The sequence below is a fragment of the uncultured Mucilaginibacter sp. genome (assembly GCF_903893715.1).
GTDB lineage: Bacteria > Bacteroidota > Bacteroidia > Sphingobacteriales > Sphingobacteriaceae > Mucilaginibacter.
In genome coordinates, this window is sequence record NZ_CAITNG010000121.1 from 15,165 (window position 1) to 34,056 (window position 18,892).

Sequence of the window (18,892 nt, forward strand, 5' to 3'; positions counted from 1 at the left end):
ACAATTCAGTAGGGTTATAGTTTATTGAGTTCGTCCATCAAAACCTTGCTCATTTCGTTAAAATAGCGTTTGATACCGAAACCCATTACCCATTGTATGCCCCGGCTGGCATTGGTGATGAACACTTCTTCGGCTTCGTACAATATTTCGGGCGCTATTTGGGCCTCTACTACGGGGATGCCTTGTTTGGTGGCTATGTCCATCACCACCTGGCGCATTACGCCGCCTATGCAGCCCTCGCTCAATGCCGGGGTATATAGGTAGCCTTGGTAAAGTACAAATACGTTGGCACTGATGCTTTCGCAAAGGTTGCCGCTTTGGTTGAGGATAAAGGCCTCGTCGAGGTTGTTACGGGTTTTGTACAAGCCGGCCATTACGTACAACATGGAGTTGCAGGTTTTATAGTTGGATAGGATGTTGATGGCCTTGGGCACTTCATCGTAAATATCCATGATGAGGCCGCGTTCGTTCAAAAAGTAGCGGGGTTCATCAACGGGGGTAAGTTCCAGACAATAGCCTGTTTTGTTTTGTGATGGGGCGTAAAAGCCCTCGGCATCCCGGTAAACGGTCAGTCGCAAACGGGCGTGCTTGGCCTGGTTGCGCCGGGCCAATTCCTCTGCTTTTTCTTTGAGGAAGTAGGCATCCATTTGTGAGTAGCCGTCGAGTTGCAGGGCTTTCATACCTTTTTGCAGGCGCTCGGCGTGCAGGTCTACAAATTTGAGTTTGCCTTTCATCAGGCGCATGCTTTCGAACAGGCCGTCGCCATACTTAAAGCCACGGTTGGCCACGCTAAGCAGGTTGGTACCCGAAGGCAGTATTTCGCCATTAAAATTGATGAAAGCAGGCATATTTAATTGACGTATAACAATGGTTTAATCATTTTGTCCGGCAGCAGCCGACATATATTTTTGCCACTTGGCCAGTACCGATTCGAAATCAGGCGGCAAAGGTGCCTCAAAATAAACAAATTTGCGTGTTGTAGGGTGCACAAAACCAAGGCTTTGCGCATGTAAGGCCTGGCGCGGCATCAATTCAAAACCGTTCTCAACAAACTGTTTGTACTTGCTGAATACGGTGCCTTTTAAAATGCTGTCGCCGCCGTAAGTGGCATCGCTAAACAAAGGGTGGCCGATGTGTTTCATATGGGCGCGTATCTGGTGTGTGCGGCCGGTTTCCAACTGGCATTCTATCAGGGTAACGTAGTTGAGGCGTTGCAGCACTTTGTAATGGGTAACGCTCCATTTGCCCTTTTCGGGGTCATCGTAAATGCTCATTACCCGGCGGTCTTTAATACTGCGGCCAATATAGCCTTCAACGGTGCCGTCGGTTTCCAGGTCGCCCCAAACCAGGGCGATGTATTTGCGGGCAATGGTATGCTCGTAAAACTGGCGGGCTAACCAGGTCATGGCGCGTTCGTTCTTACTGATGAGGAGTAGTCCCGAGGTATCCTTGTCGATGCGGTGCACCAATCCCGGCCTGCCATCATTCCCCGGAAGGGTTGGCAATTGCTGGAAATGGTATACCAAACCATTTACCAGAGTACCGGTATAGTTGTTATAACCCGGATGGACCACCAAACCGGCGGGTTTGTTCACCACCAATACATCATCGTCCTCATAAACAATGTCGAGCGGGATGTTTTCGGGGTAAACTTCAGTATCGCGAGGCGGATGCGGCAGTACCACCGATATTACATCCAAAGGCTTTACTTTGTAGCTGGGTTTGATGAGTTTATCGTTCACCAGCACGTTGCCCAGGTCGATAGCGTTTTGGATGCGGTTACGCGAGGCATTCTCGATGCGGTGCATCAGGAATTTGTCTATCCGCAACAGCGACTGGCCTTTATCAACCACCACGCGCAAATGTTCGTATAGGTCCTGTTCTTCCTGTTCGTCTATTTCGGGTTGGTGGCTCATTAGGGGCAAAAATACTGGTTTTTTTAAGGGGTATCTAATTTTGTGTACTTTTAATGTGAACGGTGAGTAAAGAAAATATGATGAAAGAGATTGACCTTGAAATATTCAGCCCGGTACACGAAGTGAGGCATCCTTTGCTGGATGAAAAGGGCATTTATCTATATCTTAAACGTGATGACCTGATACACCCGGTGATATCGGGCAATAAGTGGCGAAAGTTAAAGTACCTGCTTAAAAAAGCGCGAGAAGAAAAGCGCAGCCACCTGGTTACTTTTGGCGGTGCATACTCAAACCACCTCATAGCAACGGCTGCAGCCGCGGCACAGTTTGGGTTTAAGGCAACCGGAATTGTACGGGGCGAGGAAGTGATGAACGACCATATTTTTTTATGTCGCCTTTATGGCATGGAGCTGATATTTGTTGACCGGGAAAGTTATCGTAAAAAGGCGGCGTTGTTTGCCCATTATTTTGGCGACGATGCGGATGCCCTATTTATCGACGAAGGCGGAGCATCGCCCGAGGGCGCCTTAGGCTGTGCCGAAATAGTTGATGAATTAATGGACAATTATCATCATATATTTTGTGCCTGTGGTACGGGTACAACCGCTGCAGGTATTATCAATGGCATTAATAATAATTACCTGGAAACGGAATTTCACGCGGTTCCTGTGTTTAAAAACGGCGGTTTTATGGCGAATGAGATAGATAAATACGTTTTAAAACCGTCGGTTTATCAATTACATACGGATTATCATTTTGGGGGTTATGCTAAAGCCACTCGCGAGCTGATATCGTTTATAAAACAATTTGTGATGGCAACCGGTATCCTTATAGAACCGGTGTATACGGGAAAAATGCTGCATGCCATATTTGATTTAGCAGCAAAAAATTATTTTCAGCCCGGTAATAAAATATTAGCAGTTCATACAGGTGGTTTGTTAGGCTTGTTGGGAATGGCCGATAAGTTTTAACTTTAAAGCAATGCTTAAAATATGCTTAATCGGGTAAATACACCTATTATATAGGTTTTATTTTATTAAAATGCGCTTATAAAAATTACATTGTAATTAATTAATTATCACCAAATGCAGGATAGGAAAATGTTTATGAATTATTTTTAAATAATACACACTTTTTAACACATAAAACGTTAGTTATCATTATAATTGAAGTTAAAATAATTTGATTATAAAAAATTATACTGAAAATCAATTAAATTTGCAGCTGTATCAATTTTCCCCGGGTTGATGCAAATGCACAAAATTCAAGCACTTATTAATTAACATGAGCAAGCACACCGAAAAATTAAGAAAACAACTATTGGAAATATCCGAAGTTGTTAACGCCTTCCGCTCGGAAGCCGTACAAGTTAAAATTATTGACAGACTATTGGACAGCATCATTGAGGGTGACAGACATGACGGCGATGGAGAATCGTTGAAACTCCAGGACAATCGTGGCAGGAAAAGAAGAGAGTATGAAGATGATGGAACAGAAGGTAGGATAAGAAACCGCAAAAAACCCGGCGCTACAAAAATCCTTAATCAAATCATCCACACCGATTTCTTTGAAACACGCAGATCAATAGCCGCGATAGCTAACTACTGCAGGGATTCGTATGATTCTGATTTTAAAACTTCAGAACTGTCGGGTATCTTGTTGAAGCTTGCAAACGAGGGCAAGCTGAAACGCGAAAGAAACAACGAGAACAACAGGTTTGATTACGTAAAACCCTGAAAATTGTGTTGATGTGGTCGGTAATAAATCTCGCTTATTACCGGCAATCGACACCTTATCTAAGGTCAAAAAGGTTTTCCACCCCTAACAGTTTTTTAGAAGTAAAACCTTCTGCGTATTTAACCCCGATCGATTTTCCAAATTCGCGGGCGCGGCCATCAAGCATGTAATAAAACTCGGGCGATGAAATGTATGTTTCATGCTTCTCATTCGAGCCGGGGTTGTGAAATTGCGTGCCATAGGCCTTTACGCTCTCCATTTTTTTATCCCAATAGTCAGTAATATCTACAATGATATCGGGTTGGATATATTGATCCTGGATAAAATGTAGAACCAATGAGGGCCTCCAAGCTTCTTGCCGAACACCATTAAAATCGGTCTCAATTTTTATCAGTCCGGCCAAAAAAGCTGATGTCTCAACTAAATCGCTCGCGCGTCCATGATCGGGATGTCTGTCGTGATAGGCGTTGGTGATTACAATTTGGGGTCTGTATTTCCTGATGGCGGTAATTACCTTTAACTGGTGTTCTTTATCATTTGCAAAAAAGCCATCAGCCAAACCTAAATTTTCGCGAATAGTCAGGCCTAAAATTTTCGCGGCGGCGGCAGCCTCTATATCGCGCAATTCAGCAGAACCACGTGTACCTAATTCACCACGGGTAAGGTCCACTATACCAACTTTATGCCCCAAAGCTATATGTTTAAGGATGGTTCCCGCACAACCTAACTCGGCATCGTCAGGATGTACAGCCAGTACAAGGATATCTAATTTTAGCATATTAACTTTGAGATGATAGCAAGCGGGTTATCTTTCTTTTGATTTTGGCCGAATTTGGTTTGGTAAAAGGGTAAAAAAAATCGACCACTTCGCCTTTCCTGTTTATCAGGTATTTATGAAAATTCCACTTCGGTTGCGACCTTATATGCCCGTTCAATTTTTTGTCGGCAAGGAACTTAAATAGAGGGTGAGCGTAAGTACCCCTAACCCTTATTTTACCAAACATTTGATAGTTAGCCCCATGGTTTACATGGCAAAAACTTTCAATCTCCGCACCGTCTAATGGCTCCTGGCCACCAAAATCATTCGAAGGAAAAGCTAATATCTCGAAGTCTGTATTTTCAAATTCCTTTCTTAGTTCTTCCAAATCGTTCAGTTGCGGAGCAAACCCGCAAGCGGAAGCTGTGTTCACTATCAAAAGTACTTTATTGCTATACTTCGACAGGCTTATTTCTTCACCGTTTAACTTTTCAACATTAAAGCGGTAAATGGTATGTTCGTTCATTTAGTCCCTGTGATATTTATAACCAGCCTTATCAAGTATGTTTTCTATTTCGTACTCCTCTTGCGGGTCGTAGGTCTCTTTCAAATCATGGCCAAACAACCTCGCAAGCGATTGAAACATAAAAGCATTGATACTGCCTTTTAACTCTTTTACTAACGCATAACTGGTATTGCCTGTTTCACGGTTTACTAATTTTATCAATATTTCGCCCTGCGTAATGCTCATGTCTTTAATTTTGGCATTAAAAAGGTCTTTTATTTGTTTGTCGCACGCGTTAACCAAAGCCTTTTGTTTGGCTTTATCGCCGGTTAAGGCCAAATCGCGCTCCAGTTGGCGGTACCTGTTGCCCGCAAACATTGCATAAGGGGCTACTTTAAGTACGTTGTATCTCAGTTGGTAATAATTGTTGCGCGCATCTTTATCAGCAAAGGTACGATGGTCATATATCGAAACATCTTTTAATAGTAACCAAGGTATCATCTCACCGTCAACTTCTGCAACGGCTACCTTAATGGTATCATTTTTGCCCAATTTAGGCATAGGCGGATGCGCACTTTGAGCAAGGGCACACCCTGCAAAGCAAGTAAAAACACATAAAAGCCCAATAATTTTCATAATTTTACGTATACAAAATTAAAGCTATTTTTTAGGTATTTGGTTAAACAAGCCACAATTAATAGTTTGTTACAATAATATTGCATTTATAAATACCCGATTGTTTAAGAAGTAACCCATAATTACGTTTTAATAACGAAGAAATTACACCGGTAGTTCATAAACAAAAATATAAGCCGCTCTGAATGAAAGAATTAGTGATTGACCTGGAAGTTGAGAAGAACGAAATACTAAAAAGATACCGTGCCTTGCTGCGTGCCTGTAAAGCTACCATGCAAAAAGGCGATAAGGCCATGATACGCAAGGCTTTTGATATGGCGTTGGAAAGCCATAAAGATATGCGCCGTAAATCGGGCGAGCCTTATATTTATCACCCGATTGCCGTAGCACAGATAGCTGCCGAAGAAATAGGCTTGGGTACTACATCCATTGTTTGCGCATTGCTGCACGATGTTGTTGAGGATACTGCTGTTACCTTGGATGATATTGAACGTGAGTTTGGCAAAAAGGTGGCCAAAATTATTGACGGGCTCACCAAAATTTCGGGGGTATTTGATACCAACAGCTCGTTACAAGCCGAAAACTTCCGTAAGATGCTGCTTACCCTCGCTGATGATGTCAGGGTAATTCTGATAAAATTGGCCGACAGGCTCCATAACATGCGCACTATGGAGTTTATGCCGCGCGATAAGCAGTTGAAACTATCATCGGAAACGATATACCTGTATGCCCCTTTGGCACACAGGCTGGGGTTGTATGCCATAAAGTCGGAACTGGAAGACCTCTCGATGAAATACACCGAGCACGAAACTTACCAGTTCATCAAAAATAAACTGAACGAGAAAAAGGCGGAGCGGGAAAAATTCATCCGGGATTTTATTGAACCGGTAAAAAAAGTCATATCGGCACAGGATTTACATTCTGATATTTTTGGCAGGCCAAAGTCTATCCACTCCATTTGGAACAAGATGAAGAAAAAGGCTATCCCTTTTGAGGAAGTTTATGACCTTTTTGCAATCCGTATCATATTAGACAGCCAGCCCGACCAGGAAAAAGCGGATTGCTGGAAAGCCTACTCCATTGTTACCGACCTTTATCGCCCCAATCCCGATCGGCTGCGCGACTGGATATCTTCGCCAAAAGCAAATGGGTATGAAAGTTTACACACTACAGTAATGGGGCCGCGCGGACAATGGGTTGAAGTACAGATACGTACAAAGCGGATGAACGAAATTGCCGAGAAAGGCTTCGCCGCGCACTGGAAGTATAAAGAATCATCAAGCGACAGCGGGCTTGACCTGTGGGTACAAAAAGTACGCGAGATGTTAAAGAACCCCGACTCGAACGCGCTCGACTTTTTGGATGATTTTAAAATGAACCTCTTTTCGGACGAGATATTCATTTTTACGCCGAAAGGAGCGCTCATACAATTGCCATTGAACGCTACAGCACTGGATTTCGCTTTCGAGATACATAGTGACGTTGGTGCAAGTTGCATTGGTGCCAAGGTTAACCATAAACTGGTGCCGCTGGGGTATAAACTGCAAAACGGCGATCAGGTTGAAATCATTACTTCGGGTAAACAAACACCTAAGGAAGACTGGCTGAACATTGTGGTTACTGCCAAAGCGAAGGCAAAAATCAAGTCGTCATTAAAAGAAGAAAAGCGCAAAATTGCCGACGACGGTAAGGAGATATTGGAACGTAAGATGAAATCGTTAAAGATTACTTACAACTCCGACAATATTTATAAACTAAGCTATTTCTTTAAACTACAATCTACCCAGGACCTGTTTTATAACGTGGCCAAGGGGTTGATTGACATGAAGGACCTGCGCGAGTTTGTTGCATCCGAAAAAATTGTTGAATTAAAACCACAAGACAAAATTGAAACCGACCAGGTGCAAAACCTGCTCAGGAGCGTCAAAACGAAAGACAGCGATATATTACTGATCGGCGAAGACATGCAAAAAATTGACTATAAACTGGCCAATTGCTGCAACCCAATACCCGGTGATGATGTTTTCGGCTTTATTACCGTCGGCGACGGCATCAAGATACACCGTACCAACTGCCCGAATGCAACCAAACTGATGTCGAACTATGGTTATAGAGTAGTGAAGGCTCGCTGGACCAACCAGCAGGAACTGGCATTTTTAACCGGGCTACGCATTACCGGTATTGATGATGTGGGCTTGATAAACAAGTTGACTACCGTTATATCGAACGATTTTAAGGTGAACATACGATCTATTACGGTTGACAGCGATAATGGAATTTTTGAAGGATCGATTATGGTTTATGTTAACGATACCGAGCATTTGGATAACCTGATCAAAAAATTAAATACCGTTAGGGGTATAACTTCCGTTACCCGTTTCGATTCGATTGAAAAAGCATCTTGAGTTAACGTGTATACTACACGACATTTTTTTCCGTGGACTATAAACTAAAACGACTAACTTTGAACTGAATAAAGTATAAACATGTCCCAGCAGGAAACCAGCGCAATGGTTAAAAAAATTTTCGAGGCTTATCTCGAGAATAAAAGTCTCAGGAAAACCCCTGAGCGCTTTGCCATACTCGAAGAAATATACTCTCGTACCGACCATTTTGATGTGGAATCGCTGTATATCCATATGAAAAACAAAAAATACCGGGTAAGCAGAGCAACCGTTTATAATACGCTTGAATTATTGGTAAGCTGCGATCTGGTAACAAAACACCAGTTTGGCAAAAACATGGCCCAATTTGAAAAATCGTACGGGTATAAACAACATGACCATATTATTTGCATTGATTGCGGCAAGGTGGTTGAGTTTTGCGACCCACGTATTCAACAAATACAATCGATGATGGGCGATATATTAAAATTTGACATCAAACACCACTCGTTGAACCTTTACGGGAACTGCGATAAATTAAAAACGGGGGTGTGCGACAGGAGGAATTAAAGTTTCCTTTTTGATAAAATCTTCAAATTAATCTGCATAGTTTAGTTAATGATTATACCTTTGAACTTCTTCTTTGAAACGAAGGATACCAAAATGTTTTTTTGATAAAAATAAATAAGATAAATGGCTGTTGACGTATTACTTGGCCTTCAATGGGGCGACGAGGGAAAAGGGAAGATAGTGGACGTATTGAGTCCGGATTATGATTTGATAGCCCGATTTCAGGGTGGACCGAATGCCGGACACACCTTAGAGTTTGATGGTAAAAAATTCGTTTTGAATACCATCCCTTCCGGCATATTTTTTAACAATACGTTAAACCTGATAGGTAATGGCGTGGTAATAGACCCAATTACGCTTAAACGTGAAATCGATAAGCTAAAAGATGCCGGGCACGACCTGCTGGCCAAAAAGAACCTACTGATAGCTAAAAAAGCGCACCTGATATTACCCACGCACCAATTGCTGGATGCCGCTTCGGAGAAGAAGATGGGCGAAGGTAAGATTGGTTCGACGTTGAAAGGTATTGGCCCGACTTACATGGACAAAACGGGCCGTAACGGTTTGCGTGTTGGCGATATCTTACTACCCGACTTTAAAGAACGCTACCAGAAATTAACCGATAAACATACTTCGATGCTGCAAGCCCTGTATGGAGAAGTAGGTGATTTTAGCGAACGCGAGGCGGCATTCTTCGAAGCCATCGAACTGATCAAGAAATTTGAGTTGGTTGACTCTGAGCACTACGTAAACAACTGCATCAAAACCGGTAAAAAGGTATTGGCCGAAGGTGCACAAGGCACCATGTTGGATATCGACTTTGGTTCGTACCCTTTTGTAACCTCATCAAACACCACAACAGCAGGTGCTTGCACAGGCCTGGGTATTGCGCCACAACAAATTGGCGAAGTAATAGGTATATTTAAAGCCTATTGCACACGTGTTGGTAGTGGCCCCTTCCCTACCGAACTGGATAACGAACTGGGCGAAGAACTTCGTCAAATTGGGCATGAATTTGGTGCTACTACCGGCCGCCCGCGCCGTACAGGTTGGATAGACCTGCCTGCATTGAAATATGCTATTATGCTGAACGGCGTTACCCAATTGGTAATGACCAAGGCCGATGTGTTAAGTGGTTTTGAAAAAATATATGCATGTACCCACTACAACTACCAGGGCGAAATAATAGATTATATGCCATACGATATTTGTACTATTAAACCTGAACCTGTTCTTAAAGAAATTGACGGCTGGAACGAAGACCTGACCGGCATACGCGAAATAGCGGAGATACCTCAGAAACTGGCCAACTACATCACATTTTTAGAAAAGGAACTGGACGTGCCTGTTAAGTACCTATCGGTTGGGCCCGACAGGGTACAAACTTTGGTATTGCATTAACAGATATTAACTTAAATGAATAAGTAAAGGGCCGGTAATTCGGCCTTTTATCATTTTTACAGGTTTTATACGAATGAGGATCGCCACCGGAACCGTCGATTTGCTACTATTTAAAAGCAAAGCCCTGCATTGGGCTTCTGGCTTTGAGGTGTGCGCATACCTCGATTCGAACGGATTTAGTGACCCGTACTCAAAATTTGAAACCCTACTGGCGATTGGTATTAAACACTCCGTACGTTGCAATGAAGGGAGTGCTTTTGAGGAACTGGATACTTTCAGGAAAAAAAATCCCGGCTTTGTATTGGGATTTTTTTCATACGATTTGAAAAATGAGACTGAAGAACTCGCCTCTCAAAATGCGGACCATCTCCATTTTCCTGAACTGTATTTTTTTGTACCCAAGCATGTCCTACTATTTAAAGGCGCCGAAATCGAGATTATTTCGGATGATGCGGGAAAGATATTCGACGCGATAAAGTCCTATCCTGAACTAGAGTCGAAAACCCCAACTAACGTAGCTATCAAGGCGCGTTTTAGCCGCGACGAGTATATCACGACGGTTAAAACCATTCAGCAGCACATCACACGCGGGGATATTTACGAGACCAACTTTTGCCAGGAGTTTTATGCGGAAAACTGTGTGTTACAGCCATTGGATGTTTTCGTGAAACTGAACCGTGTATCACCAACACCATTTTCGGCGTTCTTTAAGTTAAATAACAAGTATATCCTCTCTGCTTCGCCCGAAAGATATCTGGCCAAACGCGGGGAGCGACTCATATCGCAACCCATAAAAGGGACTGCAAAACGCGGTATTGACAAGGCAGAAGACGAACACCTGAAAACCGAACTAAAAAACCACCCTAAAGAACAGCAGGAAAACGTAATGATTGTAGATCTGGTGCGTAACGATTTGACTCGTGCCGCCAAACCAGGTACGGTGCGAGTGGAAGAACTATTCGGCATATACAGTTTTGAGCAAGTACACCAAATGATATCGACCGTTACCTGTATAAAAAACGAAGCGTTGAGCGATGTGCAGGCCATCAAGCGCACCTTTCCGATGGGCAGCATGACAGGAGCACCCAAAGTGAGCGCCATGCGCCTGATGGAGCAATATGAGCGTACCAAGCGGGGTGTATACTCGGGTGCCATTGGCTATTTCGGTCCGGATGACGATTTCGATTTTAATGTGGTTATCCGGACCATTTTTTACAATGCAGAGAACCGTTATCTCTCGTTACAGGTAGGAAGCGCCATTACGCACAATGCCTATCCCGAAAAGGAATATGAGGAATGTTTGTTGAAAGCGAAGGCTATATTTGAGGTGTTAGGCTGTAATTTATAATGCGGAAGTAAAAGGATAGAATGATTTTTTTTCGCCTGCAAATTCAATCTTCAAAGTTTTTAAATACTGTTCTAATTGCATTACCTTGTCTAAATTACCTGGGTTCAATTCAATCAATTTACTATTACCTAGTTCGATAATTATGCCGTAACTACTTCCTTTTCTTGTGTTATAAACCGATTTATAATATCGAGAAATTTGTCCGCTGTCGATTTCCTTTTTAGATACAATTCTAATAAATGTCCATTTTCCGTCAAATTCGTCAATCTGTACCTTCAGTACACCGAAAACTGAAATCAATAAACCCACATACAACCAACTAATCAAAGCCGCAACTATATATAGAGGCTGTTGTCCATTTTTAATAATCCCATAAAAGACTATAAGAAACAGGAGAATTGAAAAAATAATTAACAAAAAAATCCGTGAGCTTATATTTTTATAGTTTGTGTTTATTTCCATTTGCTATGCAATATAGCTTATTTGATTGATATGCTATTTACTGTTTTAATTTTCCCAGCCACCCTCACCGCCACTGCCGAGCCATTGGCAAAAAAGGCGGACACTGGCTTTGCACTCAGGTAATGCACAAAATCAGCGCCGTACAATCGCGCAACATCAGCTTCAAACACAAAATCTTCCACTTTGCGCACCTCCCAACTCACATGCTCCACGGCATATTCGAGCGTTTTAGTTTCGTTTAGTTTATTGTAGCCCCAATAATGCTCAAAAATAAACTCTTCGGCGCTGCCGGGTTGCATTGGAGTGGCATTTTTATGTACCGAAGCACCCAACTTGTTCCATTTACCCTTTAGTTTCCATTCGTACAAGTATTCGGTTAGGCCATTTGCTTTCGGCGTAATGGAATGCCTCATTGGCATGGAGCAGTAATGCTCGTTATACAAACTGTTGGCTATGATGCAGATGACTGGTTTAGGCACAATTTCGCTGATAAAAACAGCACCACGCTTCCACTTATTGCCATCAAAGTAGCGCACATAAAAACGCAGGTTTACCTCTTCAAAATTGACATGCCCCGGCCATTTGATGCCGAACACACGGGTTTGGTTAAACAAAAAGCCAACCATACTTACCAGGGCCTTGCCTTGCCAAAGGTCGAGCTCGGTGCCGGGCGGCAGATGTGGCTTTAAAATTTCGGGGGCAACCTCGTAGTTTACCATCAACAGGTTTTGCCAATGAGCGGTTAGAAATTTGGGCTTAGTCATTTAACCGCAAAGGTCAGCTTTTAAATGGCTATGGCAAAGTTTATGGTTGCTACATCAATATTCCGACAATACGATGATATTCTCGGATATTGGCCTTATGCGTTCTTTCCCGTTTAAAAAACCAAGGCCAACTACAAAAGCAAAACCTGCTACTATGCCACCCATTTCCTGTATCAACTCACTGGTAGCAGTCACTGTGCCGCCCGTTGCCAGCAGGTCATCGTGTATCAATACATGCGCGCCAACCGCAAAAGCATCGGTATGCAATTCAATAGCGGCGTCGCCATACTCCAGTTCGTATTTTTTTTGCTTGGTGGTGTAGGGTAACTTGCCCACTTTGCGCACCGGTATAAATGGCACGTCCAGGCGCATGGCCAATATCAAACCGAACAGGAAGCCACGGCTCTCTACACCGGCAACCACATCAATACGGGTATCGCCCAGTTTTTCCACAAAAGCATCAATAATCCCGTTACAAAGCTGCGGGCTTTTTAAAATGGGCGTAATGTCTTTAAAAACAATCCCCGGGCGTGGGAAATCGTGAACATCGCGTATAACGGCTTTTATCTGCTGGTCTATCATTTATAAGTTATATAGGGTGTAATTTTACGTAAAATTTCGTCATCCAGTATGGCTACGTTTCGCAAGTCGTTTATAGAGGTGTAATCGCCGTGCTGTTTGCGGTACTGTAATATGGCATTCATTTGCTTAAAGTTGAGGTACGGGAACGGCCGCAAATCATCAATGCCCACTTTGTTAATGGCTATCTTTTTGACGCGCTTCGGATTAACACTAATGCTGTTTGCTATCGCGCGGTATTTTGCCGAATCGATACCATAAACTTCCATCAACTGCTCTTTTTTATAAAAGCCGCCCAACTGGTTACGGTATTTAATGATGCGCTCCGCGAAAGCAGGGCCGATGCCTTTTATTTCGGTCAGCTTTGTCGAATCCGCCGTATTGATTTCAAGCACTATCCCTTCTACTTTATTACTGAATTTTTCATCGGGGATATTGATATAAGGTTCCAGTCGAGAATAGTCGGCAGCAGTGATGGAGTAAACCTTTTGCAGGTCGGTTTTAGCATAAAAATGCCCGCCCTTAAGCTTGTAGTTTTTGATGATGTGCACCTGCCTTTCGCTTAAGCCTAACTTTAACCATAAGCTGTCGGGCAAGTTGTTAGGGTTAAAGGCAAACATGAGTGGATGTGTTTCCTTTTTATCCAAATCGGTATCCGCATCATCGTAAGTTACTTCGCCATCTTTGGTTTTGGCAGCTTTGATAAGAGCAAGGTCTTTGTTAAACTGGGTTAGGTCCATCGGCTTATCGCGATGGAAATGCCGGTAAACATAAGGCGAAATGATGATGAGAAAAATAAGGACGACCAGCACAACCATGCCGTTCCATTCTTTTTTGCTGATCTCAAAATATTTCCTGATGCGCGAACTCATTCGAAGCTAATGTTTAGCTAAACTATGGCTATTTTTGATTAATATTACAAACCGCATGAAGATAATAACCAGGGCCGAATTTGCCAAAGCCACCGGGTTAGATAAATTTAAAATGCCAGGGCTTGCCGCTCTGTTGATGGAGGTAATGAAAATTAACCGGGTAAACGAACTGTTTGCCCAAGCCGAACATCAACAAGGCACAGCTTTTATTGATGCTATACTAGAAGGCTGTGGCATTACCCTCGAATTTGACGAACAGGAATTAAAGAATATTCCTGCCAATGGCGGCTTTATCGCTATCGCCAATCATCCGTATGGCGGTATTGAAGGGATGGCGCTCCTGAAAATACTCTGCATTGTTCGCCCTGATGCCAAGCTGATGGCCAATTTTCTGCTCAAAAAAATACCCAACCTGAGCGAATATTTTATCGCTGTTAACCCTTTCGAAAATATTGAACATTCATCCAGTATTAGTGGTATCAAAAATACGCTCCAACTGTTGCAGGCAGGAACACCGATTGGCATTTTTCCGGCTGGCGAGGTGTCCACCTTTAAAATGGAAACCAAACAGGTTACCGACCGTATGTGGAGCCCTGTAGTAGGTAAAATTATTGCCAAAGCCGGGGTGCCGGTAATACCCATATACTTTCATGGCAATAACGGGCTGCTATTCAACTTACTGAGCCTGATTCATACTAATTTGCGTACAGCCAAGCTCCCATCAGAATTGTTCAACAAACAGGGCCATACCATTAAAGTGCGCATTGGAAAACCGATTGAAGTTGACGAGATAGCAGGCTACAGCAAGAATATACCCAAGCTTTTGAGTTTTTTACGCGCCAAAACCTACGTGCTTGGTACGGGCATTGAAGAACACAGAAGGCTTTTTAAGCCACGAAACCTGTTCAAAATAAAAAAAAGCCCCGAAGTAATTGTGATCGAAACCGCTGTCACCCTCATCCAAAAAGAGGTAACGGTTTTACGTGAGGAGCATTTGGTCTGGACCGAAAAGACCTACGAAGTATTTATAGCGCCCCCACAAGGTATTCCTAATATATTGCGCGAGATTGGCCGCCTGCGGGAGATTACCTTTCGCGAGGTTGGCGAAGGCAGCAATAAAAGCATCGACCTGGACGAGTTTGATATTTATTACTACCACCTGTTTATTTGGGATGCCGACGCAAAACTCATCGTTGGCGCCTATCGCATTGGCTTGGGCGATGAGATATTTTACAGTCTCGGCAAAAAGGGATTTTACACAGCCGGGCTATTCAAAATAAAGAGCCAATTTACGCCAGTGCTAAAACGCAGTCTGGAGCTTGGCCGTTCTTTCATCCGGCGGGAGTACCAGCAAAAGCCATTGCCCCTGTTTTTGCTTTGGAAAGGTATACTGAAATACCTGATTGATAACCCGCGTTACCGTTATCTCATTGGCCCGGTAAGCATTAGTAATAGTTTCTCAAGATTTTCCAAATCGCTCATTGTGGATTATATTAATCGCCACCATTTCGACAATGAGCTGGCACGATTTGTAAGGCCACGCAAACGCTTCAAGGCCGACTTTTCGAAGATTGACACGGCCTCACTACTGCATGGCGATGAGAGCCTTAAAACAATTGATAGTCTTGTGTCGGAAATTGAAACGCGCCACCTTAAAATCCCGGTTTTACTGCGCCAATACATCGCGCTGAACGCCAAAATTATCTGCTTTAATATCGACCCTAAATTTGCAGATTGCCTAGACGGTTTTTTGGTACTCGACCTTGAAAATGTACCTCACGAGATGTTGGAAAAACTGGGGAAGAATTTGTGACTAATACTTCACCTTCCACCTCAACAAAACGAAGTGCAATAGCCATATCGGCCCGATAAGCAGGAACTTGATATCATCCAGAAATGATGGCTTTTTTCCTTCAATTTTATGACCGATGAACTGCCCTACCCATGCCAATACAAATACAGTTAAGCACGATAGCCATAGCTGCGGGCCACCCGTCTTGGCCCAGGTATCCAGCTCCATCACCCCGTAAGTAAAAACAAACACCACAATCAGCATAAAATACGACAGTATAGGCGATAGTTTATAGTAATAGTAAATACTGAAGCCGATGAGGAAAGACGCCCAGTTGAAATCCTCATTATATTTCCCTAAAAAACCAATATGAGGAAAAGGTATGGCCCAAACCAAACCCAGCAAGCTAAAAACGATAAGGGGTACACATATCCAGTGTATTAGTTCGTTTTTCGGATTTTGGTGGCTTTCGGCATACTTGTCAAAATAAACATCGACAAGCTTTTTTTGCTCTTTTGCGGGAGCGATGGGTTTAGCTGATTTTACCTTTGCCATAACACTTTCGTTTTGTGTTAAAGTATAAACCCTCCCCTTTGAAGGAGAGGGTTAAATTGGTTGTTCTTTACTTAGCAAACGCTACCGACCGGGTTTCCCTGATCACGGTAACTTTGATCTGGCCGGGATAGGTCATCTCGGTTTGTATGCGGTTTGAAATGTCGGCAGCCAGTATCTCCGATTGTGCATCGGTTATCTTTTCGCTCTCAACAACCACCCGCAACTCGCGGCCGGCCTGGATAGCGAATGTTTTCTCTACACCGGGGTACGACATCGCCAGTTCTTCCAGTTCCTTCAAACGCTTGATATAGCTTTCTACTACCTCGCGGCGTGCACCGGGACGGGCACCCGATATCGAGTCGCAAGCCTGGATGATAGGCGATATCATCGAGGTCATTTCTATCTCGTCGTGGTGGGCGCCTATGGCATTGCAAACCTCAGGGTTCTCTTTATACTTTTCGGCTAATTGCATACCCAAAATAGCGTGTGGCAGTTCGGGGTTATCGTCGGGCACTTTACCAATATCGTGCAGTAAGCCTGCTCGTTTGGCCAGTTTTACATTCAAACCTAATTCGGCAGCCATGGTGGCGCAGAAGTTAGCAACCTCGCGCGAGTGCTGCAACAGGTTTTGCCCGTAGCTCGAACGGTAGCGCATACGGCCCACCATACGGATGAGTTCCGGGTGTAAACCATGGATACCCAAGTCAATTACGGTACGTTCGCCAATTTCAACGATTTCTTCTTCTATCTGTTTCTTGGTTTTAGCTACGATCTCTTCTATACGTGCCGGGTGGATACGACCGTCGGTAACCAAACGGTGCATAGCCAAACGGGCAATCTCGCGCCTAACCGGGTCAAATCCCGAAAGGATGATAGCTTCAGGAGTATCGTCCACAATGATTTCAATTCCGGTGGCTGCTTCCAGCGCTCGGATATTACGACCTTCGCGACCGATGATACGGCCCTTCACTTCATCGTTGTCGATATTGAATATCGAAACCGTATTCTCAATAGCGCTTTCCGTAGCGGTACGTTGTATGGTTTGAATAACAATCTTTTTGGCTTCTTTAACGGCAGTCAGCTTGGCCTCGTCAACCACATCCTTAATGTGCATCATGGCTTTGCTGCGTGCTTCTTCGCGCAGGTTGTCTATCAGTTGGTTACGTGCGTCTTCAGCGGACAATCCTGCCAAAGTTTCCAATTGCTCGATATGTTGATTTTTTATCGCCTCAACCTCTTCCTGCTTTTTAACGGCCAGTTCGGTTTGGCGCTCCAGGTTTTTGCGCACATTGTCTAACTCCTGATCCTTACGTGTAGCGTTGTCCAATTTCTGGTTAAGCGATTGTTCCTTTTGTTTCAGGCTGTTCTCGCGTTGTATCATGTTGTTGTTTTTGCCGCTAATCTCCTGCTCGTGCTCAGCCTTCATTTGCAAAAACTTCTCTTTGGCTTCCAATAGCCTATTTTTCTTTAACAGTTCAGCATCGTTTTCAGCTTCTTTTAAGATTTTTTTAACTTTTGCCTGGGCGGCTATCTCCTGGTCTTTAAATAATTTCCGTAGAAAAAAACGACCGATTGGCACTCCGGCTCCAACGCCTACCAACAGCCCGATAATCAGATATAATATGTCCATGTTTGTATATGTATAATTGGTGTAAATAAAAAAAACCGCAACTAAATTTTAAGCTTCATGTATTATAAACTCCATTTTTAAGGCCTGGAAGCTAAGTCATCGTTAAGTGTTAAATGCTAACAGGTAACGTACACCCTCTTGCTTTCGCCAATATTGAAGTGTTAAGTTTTAAATAGTGAAACTTAAAAATTTAACTGCGGTTAAATTTTAATTGCTCTGTATGTCTAAAGAACGTTATTACTTCGAGAAAAATTCGGTCAGCATGCCATCCAACTGGTACACTTTGGCTGCTACTTCGGTGTCCTCAACCACTACCCTCTTTTCGGCTTTTAAGGCCGATGTAGCGTAATGTAGCACACACATCGATAGCAAATCCTGCTTGTCTTTAACCGCGTACCCATCCTGGTACTCCTTTATACGGTCGTTGATCAGCTTAGCCGCCCTGCGTATTATTTCTTCCTCCTCCATGTTTACCTTTAACGGGTAAACCCTGTCAGCAATATTTATTTTTATGGAGATTTCTCCCATTGAGCTGTTTCACTTTTTTGCGTTACTTTTTAAGCAACACAATACACTTATCTATTTCCCGCACAAATTCGTTAATTTTTTGCTTGATGTCAAGTGTTTTCTCATTTGTTTCTGAGAACGACTTGGCCAACTTCAATACACGAAGCTTTTCTTCAAGCTCTTTATTCTTTTCTTTACTGGCTGCCAGTGCCGATTTAAGCGACTCGTTTTCCAGCGTAGCTAAATCATTTTCTTCTTGTAGGGCAGCGCAAAGCTCAATTAACCGTTCCGTTTTCTCTACTACCTTACTTAACTGATCAGCTAATGCAGCCATTTTTTGTTATTCGTTATCTTGTTTTTTTGCTTGTTATTAATTATTTGTTACCGGGTTACTAAGTTAATGCAATAATTCCACATTAGTAAGATTTACAGATTTATAACAAGTGTCAGTTTGAACCTTATTTTCATAACTTTTTA

General features: G+C 43.1%; 20 protein-coding genes. 7 read left to right on the top strand and 13 right to left on the bottom strand.

The genetic code is table 11. The features are described 5' to 3' along the window. Positions 1-14 precede the first annotated feature (14 nt). Positions 15-848 (bottom strand): aminotransferase class IV, encoded by an 834-nt coding sequence (locus QZX97_RS13905; protein WP_295651990.1) that lies wholly within the window; start codon positions 846-848, stop codon positions 15-17. Between the two features lie 24 nt (positions 849-872). Continuing rightward, on the bottom strand, positions 873-1,916 hold the full coding sequence (locus tag QZX97_RS13910; RefSeq protein ID WP_295651991.1) for an RluA family pseudouridine synthase: 1,044 nt from the start codon (positions 1,914-1,916) through the stop codon (positions 873-875). 62 nt (positions 1,917-1,978) lie between these two features. Between QZX97_RS13910 and QZX97_RS13915 the strand changes: the two genes are divergently transcribed. Further along, positions 1,979-2,887, top strand: a complete 909-nt coding sequence (locus QZX97_RS13915; RefSeq protein ID WP_363152567.1) for a pyridoxal-phosphate dependent enzyme — start codon at positions 1,979-1,981, stop codon at positions 2,885-2,887. A gap of 313 nt (positions 2,888-3,200) precedes the next feature. Next, positions 3,201-3,653, top strand: coding sequence for a hypothetical protein (locus QZX97_RS13920; protein WP_295651993.1), 453 nt, complete (start codon positions 3,201-3,203; stop codon positions 3,651-3,653). 55 nt (positions 3,654-3,708) lie between these two features. Here QZX97_RS13920 and bshB1 read toward each other — a convergent pair whose 3' ends face one another. From bshB1 to QZX97_RS13935, 3 genes are read right to left on the bottom strand one after another with little or no spacing between them, the layout of a single operon-like run. Next, complete coding sequence (gene bshB1, locus QZX97_RS13925; protein ID WP_295651995.1) at positions 3,709-4,431, bottom strand: bacillithiol biosynthesis deacetylase BshB1; 723 nt, start codon at positions 4,429-4,431, stop codon at positions 3,709-3,711. Between the two features lies 1 nt (position 4,432). Next, the gene (locus QZX97_RS13930; protein WP_295651997.1) at positions 4,433-4,936 is read right to left on the bottom strand and encodes a glutathione peroxidase; all 504 of its coding nucleotides are present in this window, start codon (positions 4,934-4,936) and stop codon (positions 4,433-4,435) included. Then, entirely contained in the window at positions 4,937-5,476 is a 540-nt protein-coding gene (locus QZX97_RS13935; protein ID WP_295651999.1) for a DUF4294 domain-containing protein, read from the bottom strand. It lies immediately after the preceding gene. Positions 5,477-5,736: 260 nt separating this feature from the next. Between QZX97_RS13935 and QZX97_RS13940 the strand changes: the two genes are divergently transcribed. The 4 genes from QZX97_RS13940 to QZX97_RS13955 all read left to right on the top strand — a co-directional run bounded on the left by QZX97_RS13940 (position 5,737) and on the right by QZX97_RS13955 (position 11,254). Further along, positions 5,737-7,956: a bifunctional (p)ppGpp synthetase/guanosine-3',5'-bis(diphosphate) 3'-pyrophosphohydrolase gene (locus tag QZX97_RS13940; RefSeq protein ID WP_295652001.1), complete on the top strand. Its 2,220-nt coding sequence runs from the start codon at positions 5,737-5,739 to the stop codon at positions 7,954-7,956. An 81-nt stretch (positions 7,957-8,037) separates the two neighbouring features. Then, entirely contained in the window at positions 8,038-8,505 is a 468-nt protein-coding gene (locus QZX97_RS13945; RefSeq protein WP_295652003.1) for a transcriptional repressor, read from the top strand. A gap of 123 nt (positions 8,506-8,628) precedes the next feature. After that, positions 8,629-9,906, top strand: a complete 1,278-nt coding sequence (locus QZX97_RS13950; protein ID WP_295652004.1) for an adenylosuccinate synthase — start codon at positions 8,629-8,631, stop codon at positions 9,904-9,906. 73 nt (positions 9,907-9,979) lie between these two features. Beyond that, positions 9,980-11,254, top strand: coding sequence for an anthranilate synthase component I family protein (locus tag QZX97_RS13955; protein WP_295652006.1), 1,275 nt, complete (start codon positions 9,980-9,982; stop codon positions 11,252-11,254). On the opposite strand, the gene QZX97_RS13960 is transcribed toward QZX97_RS13955, so the two are convergent. From QZX97_RS13960 to QZX97_RS13975, 4 genes are read right to left on the bottom strand one after another with little or no spacing between them, the layout of a single operon-like run. Further along, on the bottom strand, positions 11,249-11,716 hold the full coding sequence (locus QZX97_RS13960; protein WP_295664730.1) for a hypothetical protein: 468 nt from the start codon (positions 11,714-11,716) through the stop codon (positions 11,249-11,251). The genes QZX97_RS13955 and QZX97_RS13960 overlap by 6 nt on opposite strands. A gap of 17 nt (positions 11,717-11,733) precedes the next feature. Next, positions 11,734-12,480 carry a DUF2071 domain-containing protein gene (locus tag QZX97_RS13965; protein WP_295652010.1) on the bottom strand — a complete coding sequence of 249 codons (747 nt, stop codon included), beginning with the start codon at positions 12,478-12,480 and terminating at the stop codon, positions 11,734-11,736. A 54-nt stretch (positions 12,481-12,534) separates the two neighbouring features. Continuing rightward, complete coding sequence (locus QZX97_RS13970) at positions 12,535-13,062, bottom strand: adenine phosphoribosyltransferase (RefSeq protein WP_295652012.1); 528 nt, start codon at positions 13,060-13,062, stop codon at positions 12,535-12,537. Then, the gene (locus tag QZX97_RS13975) at positions 13,059-13,931 is read right to left on the bottom strand and encodes a helix-hairpin-helix domain-containing protein (protein ID WP_295652013.1); all 873 of its coding nucleotides are present in this window, start codon (positions 13,929-13,931) and stop codon (positions 13,059-13,061) included. Before QZX97_RS13975 ends, QZX97_RS13970 begins: the two co-directional genes overlap by 4 nt. A gap of 55 nt (positions 13,932-13,986) precedes the next feature. Here QZX97_RS13975 and QZX97_RS13980 point away from each other — a divergent pair, with 55 nt between their 5' ends. After that, complete coding sequence (locus QZX97_RS13980) at positions 13,987-15,744, top strand: GNAT family N-acyltransferase (protein WP_295652014.1); 1,758 nt, start codon at positions 13,987-13,989, stop codon at positions 15,742-15,744. Here the strand turns inward: QZX97_RS13980 and QZX97_RS13985 are convergent, their stop codons facing one another. The 4 genes from QZX97_RS13985 to QZX97_RS14000 all read right to left on the bottom strand — a co-directional run bounded on the left by QZX97_RS13985 (position 15,745) and on the right by QZX97_RS14000 (position 18,749). Next, positions 15,745-16,278 (bottom strand): Mpo1-like protein, encoded by a 534-nt coding sequence (locus tag QZX97_RS13985; RefSeq protein ID WP_295652015.1) that lies wholly within the window; start codon positions 16,276-16,278, stop codon positions 15,745-15,747. Positions 16,279-16,345: 67 nt separating this feature from the next. Then, positions 16,346-17,908, bottom strand: coding sequence for a ribonuclease Y (gene rny, locus QZX97_RS13990; protein ID WP_295652017.1), 1,563 nt, complete (start codon positions 17,906-17,908; stop codon positions 16,346-16,348). Between the two features lie 237 nt (positions 17,909-18,145). Further along, positions 18,146-18,436, bottom strand: coding sequence for a cell division protein ZapA (locus QZX97_RS13995; protein ID WP_295652018.1), 291 nt, complete (start codon positions 18,434-18,436; stop codon positions 18,146-18,148). 22 nt (positions 18,437-18,458) lie between these two features. Beyond that, positions 18,459-18,749, bottom strand: coding sequence for a hypothetical protein (locus QZX97_RS14000; protein ID WP_295652020.1), 291 nt, complete (start codon positions 18,747-18,749; stop codon positions 18,459-18,461). Positions 18,750-18,892 lie beyond the last annotated feature (143 nt).